The sequence below is a fragment of the Halomonas sp. BC04 genome (assembly GCF_000568385.1).
In genome coordinates, this window is sequence record NZ_AZQX01000199.1 from 1 (window position 1) to 10,029 (window position 10,029).

8 protein-coding genes and 3 pseudogenes are annotated in these 10,029 nt (G+C 62.4%); 3 read left to right on the forward strand and 8 right to left on the reverse strand.

Going from position 1 to position 10,029, the window contains the following annotated elements:
• The 3 genes and pseudogenes from flgJ to flgL all read left to right on the forward strand — a co-directional run.
• The coding region (flgJ, locus tag Q427_RS14030) for a flagellar assembly peptidoglycan hydrolase FlgJ (protein WP_043514948.1) at nt 1–888 on the forward strand (888 nt) is incomplete at its 5' end.
• A 356-nt stretch (nt 889–1,244) separates the two neighbouring features.
• Nucleotides 1,245–3,160: pseudogene (gene flgK, locus Q427_RS14035) on the forward strand (flagellar hook-associated protein FlgK).
• Nucleotides 3,161–3,180: 20 nt separating this feature from the next.
• Nucleotides 3,181–4,473 (forward strand): flagellar hook-associated protein FlgL, encoded by a 1,293-nt coding sequence (gene flgL, locus Q427_RS14040; RefSeq protein WP_043514951.1) that lies wholly within the window; start codon nt 3,181–3,183, stop codon nt 4,471–4,473.
• Nucleotides 4,474–4,959: 486 nt separating this feature from the next.
• Here the strand turns inward: flgL and fliR are convergent, their stop codons facing one another.
• From fliR to Q427_RS36925, 8 genes and pseudogenes are all read right to left on the reverse strand, one after another.
• A complete protein-coding gene (fliR, locus tag Q427_RS14045) occupies nt 4,960–5,754 on the reverse strand; it encodes a flagellar biosynthetic protein FliR (RefSeq protein ID WP_043514955.1) in 795 nt (264 codons plus the stop codon).
• A 7-nt stretch (nt 5,755–5,761) separates the two neighbouring features.
• Nucleotides 5,762–6,031 carry a flagellar biosynthesis protein FliQ gene (gene fliQ / locus Q427_RS14050; protein ID WP_043511609.1) on the reverse strand — a complete coding sequence of 90 codons (270 nt, stop codon included), beginning with the start codon at nt 6,029–6,031 and terminating at the stop codon, nt 5,762–5,764.
• Nucleotides 6,032–6,074: 43 nt separating this feature from the next.
• A pseudogene (gene fliP / locus Q427_RS14055) lies at nt 6,075–6,778 on the reverse strand (flagellar type III secretion system pore protein FliP).
• A 77-nt stretch (nt 6,779–6,855) separates the two neighbouring features.
• A complete protein-coding gene (fliO, locus tag Q427_RS14060; RefSeq protein ID WP_051496383.1) occupies nt 6,856–7,293 on the reverse strand; it encodes a flagellar biosynthetic protein FliO in 438 nt (145 codons plus the stop codon).
• Nucleotides 7,290–7,867, reverse strand: a pseudogene (fliN, locus tag Q427_RS14065) (flagellar motor switch protein FliN). The gene fliO and the pseudogene fliN overlap by 4 nt, the downstream one beginning before the upstream one ends.
• The gene (fliM, locus tag Q427_RS14070) at nt 7,860–8,906 is read right to left on the reverse strand and encodes a flagellar motor switch protein FliM (RefSeq protein WP_043514957.1); all 1,047 of its coding nucleotides are present in this window, start codon (nt 8,904–8,906) and stop codon (nt 7,860–7,862) included. The pseudogene fliN and the gene fliM overlap by 8 nt, the downstream one beginning before the upstream one ends.
• 18 nt (nt 8,907–8,924) lie before the next feature.
• Nucleotides 8,925–9,398 carry a flagellar basal body-associated protein FliL gene (gene fliL / locus Q427_RS14075; RefSeq protein WP_043514960.1) on the reverse strand — a complete coding sequence of 158 codons (474 nt, stop codon included), beginning with the start codon at nt 9,396–9,398 and terminating at the stop codon, nt 8,925–8,927.
• Nucleotides 9,286–9,981, reverse strand: coding sequence for a flagellar hook-length control protein FliK (locus tag Q427_RS36925; RefSeq protein ID WP_442905499.1), 696 nt, complete (start codon nt 9,979–9,981; stop codon nt 9,286–9,288). Before Q427_RS36925 ends, fliL begins: the two co-directional genes overlap by 113 nt.
• Nucleotides 9,982–10,029: the final 48 nt, after the last annotated feature.

Consider the following 10,029-nt stretch of genomic DNA (forward strand, 5'->3'; position numbering starts at 1 on the left):
GGCCGCGGCATTGGCCTGGCCGATCATCTGGTTGCCCAGCTGCAGAGTCAGGGAGTCGGGGCGGGTCGCCAGGCGCAGGAAGTCGATCGTGAGCTCAACGAGCTGATTGCCGGCATTCCTCGCGGTACGCCACGTGTCCTCAAGGATGCACTGCAGCCTGCCGAGGAGGATGGGGTCGAGGATGAGAAAGATGGTGAGGGCCGTGTCGACAGCATGACCGAAGCGCCGCCCGCCAGCTTCCTCGACGAGCTGGAGACCGCCCGCGGAGGCTTCATGAGCGCGGTGGACGCTTTGCCGGCAACGTCGGCAGCGGCGGGAACGGAGTCTTTGCGTAGCGCCACGGCGCCTGCTGCCAGTGCCGCCGAATCACGTAGCCGTGGCCAGAGCGGTGAGCATGTGACGCGCTTCATGGACAAGCTCACTGCACCCGCCCAGGCAGCCAGTCGGCGTACCGGCGTGCCGGCCGAATTGATCCTGGCCCAGGCAGCGCTGGAAACCGGCTGGGGACGTCACGAGATCGCCAGGGCCGACGGCAGCAACAGCCATAACCTCTTCGGCATCAAGGCCGGCAGCAGCTGGCGTGGCCCCACCACGGATGTGACGACCCACGAATACATCAACGGCAAGCGAACCCGTATCGTCGACGCCTTCCGGGTCTACGGCTCCTTCGAGGAGGCCTTCACCGACTATGCCAACCTGATCGGCAACAACCCGCGTTATGCGGCGGTGACCACGGCGGGCAGTGCCGAACAGGCGGCCAGGGCGCTGCAGGCCGGGGGCTACGCCACCGACCCGGCCTACGCTGACAAGCTGATTTCGATCATGGATAGTATGGGGCCGCAGGTCGCCCAGGGTGGCAACGACTCGCTGGTCTTCCTGCGCTATTGAGGCGCTACAGCTCGGTTCATCGCAGACTCGCGTGAATCCGTTCGGCTGGCTGTATTGTGGAAGGTCGCGTGTTGGAGCGCTGGTTCCCATCGCGACTGGCGCCGCCAGGCGCCCGGCGGAGGCTTCGACGTCAGCGGTTACCGCCGACCCCGGACAACACCGCCGGGGAGGCTTACGCCTCCAGTCGTGATCTGAAGATTCCTCCTACAGCGCGGCGTGGCACCGTTGGAGGAAAGTATCATTGTTGGAGCGCTCGGTTCGGCGCTCCGAGTTCCCATCGCGACTGGCTGCGATGAGCCTAAAGTTTTGCGTGTAAAGGCCGATAATTCGAGCATTGGCGATAAGGAAACAACACCATGAGCATGTTCTCTATCGGTCTCAGCGGCCTGAATGCCGCTCAGAATGCGCTGAATACCACCAGCAACAACATCAGCAATGTCTATACGCCGGGCTACAATCGTGAGCTGACGATTCTGGGCCAGCAGGGCGCTACCGCGGGTGGCGTCCAGGTCAACGATATCCAGCGTCAGTTCAGCCAGTTCGTGGCCTCACAGCTGAACGCCGCCACCAGCTCGTCGAGTGCGCTTGCCACCTACGAGAACCAGATCAGTCAGATCGACAACCTGCTCGCCGACCGTGAAGCAGGGCTGGCGCCGCTGATGCAGAACTTCTTTTCCTCCCTGGAGGACCTGGCCGGTGCCCCGTCCGATCCCGCCGCGCGCCAAGGCGTGCTGGGTACGGCCAATACCCTGGCCGCCCAGTTCCGTGCCTTCGATGGCTACCTGCAGGACATGCAGGAGGGCATCAACGGCCAGATCAGTGACGAAGTCACCCAGATCAACAACATGACCGAGCAGATGGCGACCCTCAATCGCGAGATCGCCCTGGCCCGTGCGCGCAGCGGCGAAGCGCCCAACAGCCTGCTCAACCAGCGCGACCAGCTGGTTCATGAGCTCAGCGAGCGCATGGATATCCGGCTGAACATTCAGGACGGCAAGTCCTACAACATCAGCCTGCCCAACGGGCAGCCCCTGGTGGCCGGCACCAACCACTACCGTCTCGAAGCGATGGATGCACCCAACGACCCGCAGCGCACCGTGCTGGGCTATCGGGACTCCGGCGGCAAGCTGGTGGCAATGCCCGAAGATACCATCAAGGGCGGCACCCTGGGTGGCCTGATGACCTTCCGCGCCGAGACCCTGGACAAGACCCAGAACCAGATCGGTCAGCTGGCAGTCTCCCTGGTGACGGGGTTCAACGAGCAACACCGCTTTGGCCAGGACCTCGATGGCAATCAGGGCGAGGATTTCTTCAGTATTGGTCAGCCCCAGGCCTACTCCCATCCGCGCAATACCGGCGAGGCGGAGATCGTGGCCACCAGCTTCGATGCAGCGAATATCGACCAGCTGCGTGCGACCGACTATACGGTGCGCTTTGATAATGCTGGCGATCCGCAGGTGACTCGCAAGGACAATGGCCAGCAACTAGCTGCCGATCAGATCGAGTGGGACGCAGGAAATGGCACGCTGGGCTTTGGGGGTATCAGCCTGACATTTTCTGAGACTCCCCAGAATGGCGACCGCTTCGAGGTGCAGCCGGTGCGCCGTGCAACGGCCAATATGGAGTCGCAGATCGTCGATCTGGATAAAATTGCCGCTGGAAACTTCGTGGCGTCATCGGGTGACCTTGCCGTCTCGGGCCTGCGTGCCGAGGCGGGGGCTTTTGCAAACGGCACTGCGCATGACTTTACCCTGGAAACGGCGGCGGGTGGTGTGACAACCGTCTCTGCTCCGGCTGACCACAGCCTGTTCACGGTCAACGGTGAACCCTACGATGATGACGTGGGCATCGTGGCGGGAGATCGCATCAACCTCGAGGGTATTGAGTTCGTCGTCGACAGCGTGCCGGGCGAAGATGAAGCTGCGAGCCTCTCTCTCTCAATCGACGACTCCGGCACCGGTGATAACCGCAATGCCCTGGCCCTGCAGAACCTGCAGAGCCAGTCGCTGGTAGCGGGGCGGTCATCGCTTAGCCAGCCTACGGCGGCATGGTCAGCGACGTGGGCAACCAGACCAATATCGTCAAGGTCAACCTCGAGGCTCGCCAGGGGCTCACCGCTCAGCTCAAGGCGGTCCAGCAGTCCGAATCCGGGGTCAACCTGGATGAAGAGGCGGCCAATCTGATCCGCTACCAGCAGTTCTATTCCGCCAATGCCCGGGTGATCGATACCGCTTCCACGGTCTTCGATACCATCCTCGGCCTGCGTAACTGATTCGAAGGGAGTCCAGCGCGATGCGTATCAGCACCGTCACCATGTTCGAGCAGAGCGTCTCGTCCATGAACCGCCAGCAGGGCGACTTTCTCAAGGTCGGTCAGCAGATCGCCAGCGGACGCCGGGTGGTCAATCCCTCGGACGACCCGCAGGCCTCGTCGCGGGCCGTGGGCGTCTCCCAGGCCAAGGCCATCACCCAGCAGTTCGCCGATGCCCGGGTCTCCGCCCGCAACTCGCTGTCACAGGCGGAAAGCGTGCTCAACAGCGTCAGTGATGCCGTGACCAGCGCCAAGACGCTGCTGGTCCAGGCCGCAAGCGATACCTTGAGCGACGTCGACCGCCAGTCGGTGGCAAGTGAGCTGCGGGGCATCTACGAGACGCTGATCGGACAGGCCAACGCCACCGACGGCAACGGCCGCTACCTGTTCGGCGGCTATAATGACGATGCCCCGCCCTTTGCCCGTACGTCGGGTGAAGGTGTTCAAGGTACACAGTATCAAGGCGACGAGAACACACGCGAGCAGCGCATCGATGCCTCCCGTCTGCTGCCGGTGGCTGATAACGGCAAGTCGATCTTCCAGAGCGTGCCCAGTGGGGCCGGTTATGTGGCTCGTGCGGAGCGAGATACCGGTGCTGACAGCATTGGTACCCAGGCGGGGTTCGAGCGCAACCAGGGTTCAGTCGCTTTTAGCGGCCCGAGTCGTGTCGATCCGGGTAATGCCGATTTTGGCAAGCCTATGCAGCTTGTATTCAATGAAGATGTAGATGGCAAATCTGTATATTCAGTCAATATTTTGAATGATGATGGTACGGTAGCTAGCACCCTTGTCGCCGATGAACTCTATGAATCCGGCCAGGCGGTCAGCTTCGGCGGCGTCAGTATCACCCTGCAGGGTGAGCCTGAGGTGGGCGATCAGATCCAACTGCGTCCCGCCAATGCAGAAGGCGCCAACCAGGACCTGTTCAAGTCGCTGAAGGATGCCATCGACGTGCTGGAGATGGACCAGCAGGGCCAGCCCGAGAATCGCGCCCACTTCCGCAATACGATCAATTCCGTGATGCGTGAGCTGGACAATAGCCTCGACAACGTCCTCACCGTGCGGGCCTCCATGGGGGCGCGTCTAAACGAGCTGGATGTGGTCGACGCCGTGGGCAGTAATCGCATGATGAATTATGACAAGACGCTCTCCGACCTGGTGGACCTGGACTACAACGAGGCCATTGCCGAGTACAGCCTGCGCCAGGTCGGCCTGCAGGCGGCACAGAAGGCCTTTGTCGATGTGAAGGGCTTGTCGTTGTTCAACTTCATGTAACCTTCATGTGCAGATGTCATGTTCCCTGAAGACCGGGCGTTTGCCCGGTCTTTTTGCCGCCTCGGGTTGTCTGGGCGGCTTTTTTTTTGGTTCTTTTCACTCTGGTTCTGCGCAGGCTGCATAGCGGAAGGGTGGTTTGAGGGAGATTGAAACGTCGGTGAGGGTCGAGAACGTCGCAACACCGCCGGGAGTCCTTCGGCCTCCAGTCGTGAGCTGAAGCTTCCTCCAACAAGAGGGTATGCACCTTGGGTGGAGAGAATCGCTGTTGGAGCGCTGGTTTCCATCGCGACTGGTGCCGCCAGGCGCCTTGGCGGAGGTTGAAACGTCGGTGATGGTCGCGAATGTTGGCTATACCGCCGGGAGGCTTTCAGCCTCCAGTCGTGAGCTGAAGCTTCCTCCAACAAGAGGGTGTGCACCGTGGGTGGAGAGAATCGCTGTTGGAGCGCTCGGTTCGACGCTCCGACTCTGCGTCGCGAGGCAAGTGAATCAGGTCCCCAGGGGAGCCAGCATATCGATGAACTGGTACATGAACTGCAGCCCGTTGCTGAACAGGCGCTGGAGGAAGCGGCCCATGTCGGTCATCAGCACCATCAACAGGGTCAGGCCCACGGTCAGCGAGGTGGGGAAGCCGATATTGAATACCGTCAGCTGCGGCGCCGAGCGATTGAGGATACCCATGGCGAGGTTGATGATCAGCAGCGAGCCGACCAATGGCAGCGCCAGTGACATGCCGGCGATGAAGATGGTGCCACCGTAGCGCACCAGCATCTCGAAGGCCGCCGGGTTGAAGGCGCCGATGCCGACCGGCAGGCTATGGAAGCTGGTGGCCAGCGCTTCCAGCACCATCAGGTGACCGCCCAGGGCCAGGAACATCAGCAGCGTGATCATGAAGAAGATACGCGACAGGATCATGGTGTTGGTGCCGCTGCCGGTATCGAAGAAGGTGGCGAAGGCCAGGCCCATCTGCAGGCCGATGAACTCCCCCGCAGCCTGCACCACGGCGAATACCACGTGCATGACCAGGCCAATGGCGATGCCGATCAGCATCTGCTCCACCATCAGGCCGAAGCCGGCCCAGGAGACGATTGGCACATCCGGCATGGCGGGCAGTACCGGTGCGATGACCATCGTAACGAGGAATGCCAGGCCGATCTTGGCCTGGTTGGGTACGCTGGAGTGGCCCCAGAGCGGCGAGGCAACCAGGAAGGAGGTAATCCGCACGAAGGGCCAGAACAGAATTACCAGCCAGCCATGTAGCTGGGCAAAGGTCACCTCGACCATGGCGGTCTCACATCAACATGCTGGGGATGCTGGTGAACAGGTTGCGGGTGAAATCGGTGATCAGCTTCAGCAGCCAGGGGCCGGCGAATACCAATACGGTAAAGACACCCAGGATCTTGGGGATGAAGGAGAGGGTCATCTCGTTGATCTGGGTGGCGGCCTGGAAGAGGCTCACGGTCAGGCCGGTCAGCAGTGCGGTGATCAACAGTGGGCCGGCCAGGAGCAGCGTGACGCGCATTCCCTGGTAGGCGGTGCCCATTACCATTTCCGGTGTCATACGTTGCTCCTTGCCGACAGCGGGGTGTCGACTGGGTTCTTGGCTAGATGTAGAAACTTTCCGCCAGCGAGCCGATGATCAGCTGCCAGCCGTCCACCAGCACGAACAGCATCAGCTTGAAGGCAGGGAGATCGTGGCCGGTGGCACCATCATCATGCCCAGCGACATCAGGGTACTGGCCACCACCAGGTCGATGATCAGAAAGGGAATGAAAATGGTGAAGCCGATCTGGAACGCCGTCTTCAGTTCACTGGTCACGAATGCCGGCACAAGGATCCGTAGCGGCACATCCTCTGGCCCCTGCATGGGGCCGATTTCCGCCAGTCGGGCGAACAGGGCCAGGTCGGGCTCCCGGGTCTGGGCCAGCATGAACTCGCGGAACGGCTGCTGTGCCAGCAGCAGGAACTCGTCGAAATTGATCTCGTCGCCGGTGAGCGGTACCCAGGCCGTTTCGTAGACGATGGAAAACACCGGCGACATGACGAAGAAGGTCAGGAACAGCGCCAGGCCGAGCAGTACCTGATTGGGCGGCGTCGCCTGGGTACCCATGGCGGTACGCAGCAGGCTCAGCACGATGATGATACGGGTAAAGCCGGTCATCATCAGCAGTGCCGCCGGCAGGAAGGCCATGGCGCTGAGCAGCAGCAGGGTCTGCAGCTGGATCGACCACTGCTGGCCGCCATCCTCCAGCGGCTGGCTGACGATACCGGGGAGTTGCTGGGCGACCGCCGTGAGCGGCAGGGCCATCAGCAGGCAGGCCCCCAGCAGGGCAAGCAGGGCCTTGTGCCGGGTCTTGGGCCGGTTATTGGGCAGTGCAGGGTGAATCATGACGTTCCCCGACCGGGGCCTCCCAGTCCGGCGTTCTGCTTCAGGGCACGGGCGAAGCGAGTGGCAAAACGCTCTCCCTGCAGTTCGACGCTTTCGGGCTCGCGGGGGCGCTCGGGGGCCGCCAGTTCATGCAGCTTGTTGATCTGACCTCCCCCCACGCCGAGGACCAGCCAGGTGCCTTCGACCTCCACGATCACCAGGCGCTCGCGGCTGCCCAGCACGGTACTGCCAACGACCTGCAGATGGCCGCCGGCCGCTCGCCGCTGTGGCCCCCAGCGCTTGAGCAGCGCCGTGCAGACCAGGATGATGGCGATGACCAGCCCCAGGGCGGCAGCGGTCTTGCCAAGCGTTGCCATGCCCACCAGCGCATCGCCGCCGACAGCCAGCGACTCCAGGCCTGTGGCCTGGGCCTCGGAGGAGGGAGTGTCTCTCATCGGTTGAGTTTCTGAACCCTTTCGGAGGGCGTGATGATCTCAGTGATACGGATGCCGTACTTGTCATCCACCACCACCACTTCACCCTGAGCGATCAGGTAGCCGTTGATCAGGATGTCCATGGGCTCGCCGGCCAGGCCGTCGAGCTCGATCACCGAACCCTGGGCGAGTTCCAGCAGTTGCTTGATGGTGAGCTTGGTGCGGCCCAGCTCCACGGTCAGCTTGACCGGGATATCCATGACCATTTCCAGGTCACGCGCCGTCCCGGCATCGCTTCCCTTGTCCAGCGGGCGGAAGATGCGGTCGCCGGCTGCCTGGGGCGTCGGTGCAGTGACGGCCTGGGCCGCGGCTGAGGCTTCCTGCTCGCTGGACTCGGCGGCTTCCTGTTCGGCCAGTGCCTCGGCCCAGGGGTCGTCATCGCCAGCTGGACCTCGGCGGCTTCCTGCTCGGCCATGGCTTCCGCCCAGGGGTCGTCTTCGGCCGGGGATTTTTCCGCAGCCTCCTGCTCGGCCATGGCTTCCGCCCAGGGGTCGTCGTCGGGAGTATTCTGATCGGGCTTCTTGGGATCAGTCATGCTTGGATTCCTTGGCTTGAGGCGCAGCGCCCTTCTTGAAGGCATCAGGTGAAACTGAGTTCTGCGCACCATGATCGATGATGCGAATGACACGCAGCGCGCGCTGTTCGTGCTGGCTGCCGTAGTCGCACTCCATGACCGGAACGCCATCCACACTGGCGAGTACGGTTTCCGGAAGCTCCAACGGCAGTACGTCCCCGACCTTCAGCGCCATCACGTGGGCGATGCGGCTGGGAACATCGGCAAAATTGGCGATGAGCTCCACCTCCGAGTGGCGGATCTCTCCGGCCATGCGCTTCGACCAGGTGCCGTCCTGATCGTGATGGCTGTCGTTGAGCGGGTTGGCCAGCAGGTCCCTCACTGGCTCGACCATCGAATAGGGAATGCAGATCTGGAAGTTGCTGGAGAGATTGCCGACTTCGATATTGAAGCTGGTATTCACCACGATCTCGTTGGGCGAGTTGGTGATATTGGCGAACTTCGACTGCATTTCCGAACGAAGGTACTGAATCTCCAGCGGATAGACCGACTTCCACGACTCCTCGTAGGCCTCGATGGCCAGCCGCAGCAGGCGCTGAATGATGCGCTGCTCGGTATTGGTGAATTCACGCCCCTCGGACTTGGTCAGGAAGCGCCCGTCGCCGCCGAACAGGTTGTCCACCACTATGAACACCAGGTTGGGGGGGAACACGATCAGCGCCGAGCCGCGCAGCGGCTTCATGGCGATGATATTGATGTTGGTCGGCACCGGTACATTGCGCGAGAAGTCGCTGTAGCTCTGGTAGCGTACCGAGTCCACCGTGATGTCCGCACTCCGGCGCAACAGGTTGAACAGCCCCATGCGGAAATGCCGCGCGAAGCGTTCGTTGATGATGTCCAGTGCCTGCAGGCGCTCGCGTATGACGCGATGCTGGGACGCGGGATCGTAGGGACGGATGCGAGACGTCTCACCACTGCCTGCGGCAGGTTCGTCGTCTCCGCTGACCCCCTTCAGCAGGGCGTCGATCTCATCCTGTGACAGTAGATCGTCTTGGGACATGGCGGCCAGGGCACCCGGTTATTGCACGATGAACTCGGTGAACAGCACATCCCGTATATCCAGAGGCGGCTGTGGCTCGGTCAAGGGGTCGGACAGCACGGCTATGACTTCTTCGCTCAGCCGGCGCTTGCCCTCCGGTGAGGTGAGCTGACCGGCCTGCTTGCCGGAAAACAGCATCAGCAGCCGGCTGCGCACCTGGGGCATGTGCTCGTGGAGGATCGCCCGCGTCTCGTCGTCGCCGACCTTCAACGACAGCCCGGCATAGAGCAGGCGTGAACCGAAGTCGTCGTCAGCGAGGTTCACGGTGAAGGGGTCGATCTTGAGAAAGATCGGCGCCTGACGCTCGAGTTGCTGTCCCTGTATATTGCCGGAGCCATCATTACGGTCGCTCATGACCAGGTAGATCGCTACCCCGGCTGCCGCCGTGGACATCAGTACCAGCAGTATCATCAGCCACAGGAGCTTGGATGAGCCACCCGTCGATTTCGCCATTGCCTTGCCTATCGTGAAGTGTTTGTCCAGCCGGAAAAGGGCAGTATGCGGAAATCGCGCGGGTCATGATGAAAGGAACAGACCGCGCGAACGGCCCTATCTTGGCGATTTGTCTCAGGCGTAGAGATTGACCCGACCATCCAGGCTGACGCCTGTCCCACTCTCTGCCATGCCGATATCGGCGGCGGAAAGCCAGGTGCTTCGGCCTCACCGGCTCCGTTGCCCCGTGGATTCTCCTGGTTGGCAAAGGCCTGGCCTCCTGGTGGCGCTGCTCGCCGACCGAGGTCTCTCCCAGGGAAATACCCTGCTCGGCCAGTGCCTCCCGCAGCTGCGGGATGGCCTGCTCGAGCACCTGGCGGACCTGGGCATGGGCGGAGAGGAACTGCGCCTGCGCCCCCTGCTCGGTCATCTTCAGGGTGACCGACAGCGGGCCCAGCTCGGCCGGGTTGAGCCTCATCTCGATCTGCTGCTCGCCACCCTGGCGGGCGAACTGCACCAGCTGCTGGCCGAGCTGGCCGGTCCAGGCCTGGCTCTGCACCGGGGAGGGCAGGCTGGCCTGGGCGGGCGTTGGCGGGGCGGGCATGGCCTGGGCCGCCGTGCCACCGGGCTGGGGGGTTGTCTGCAAGCTCGG

Excerpts from the sequence above, each read along its gene's own strand:
- flgL (WP_043514951.1), top strand. The coding sequence starts at position 3,181 with ATGCGTATCAGCACCGTCACCATGTTCGAGCAGAGCGTCTCGTCCATG.
- fliR (WP_043514955.1), bottom strand. The coding sequence starts at position 5,754 with ATGGTCGAGGTGACCTTTGCCCAGCTACATGGCTGGCTGGTAATTCTG.
- fliQ (WP_043511609.1), bottom strand. The coding sequence starts at position 6,031 with ATGACACCGGAAATGGTAATGGGCACCGCCTACCAGGGAATGCGCGTC.
- fliO (WP_051496383.1), bottom strand. The coding sequence starts at position 7,293 with ATGAGAGACACTCCCTCCTCCGAGGCCCAGGCCACAGGCCTGGAGTCG.
- fliM (WP_043514957.1), bottom strand. The coding sequence starts at position 8,906 with ATGTCCCAAGACGATCTACTGTCACAGGATGAGATCGACGCCCTGCTG.
- fliL (WP_043514960.1), bottom strand. The coding sequence starts at position 9,398 with ATGGCGAAATCGACGGGTGGCTCATCCAAGCTCCTGTGGCTGATGATA.
- Q427_RS36925 (WP_442905499.1), bottom strand. The coding sequence starts at position 9,981 with ATGCCCGCCCCGCCAACGCCCGCCCAGGCCAGCCTGCCCTCCCCGGTG.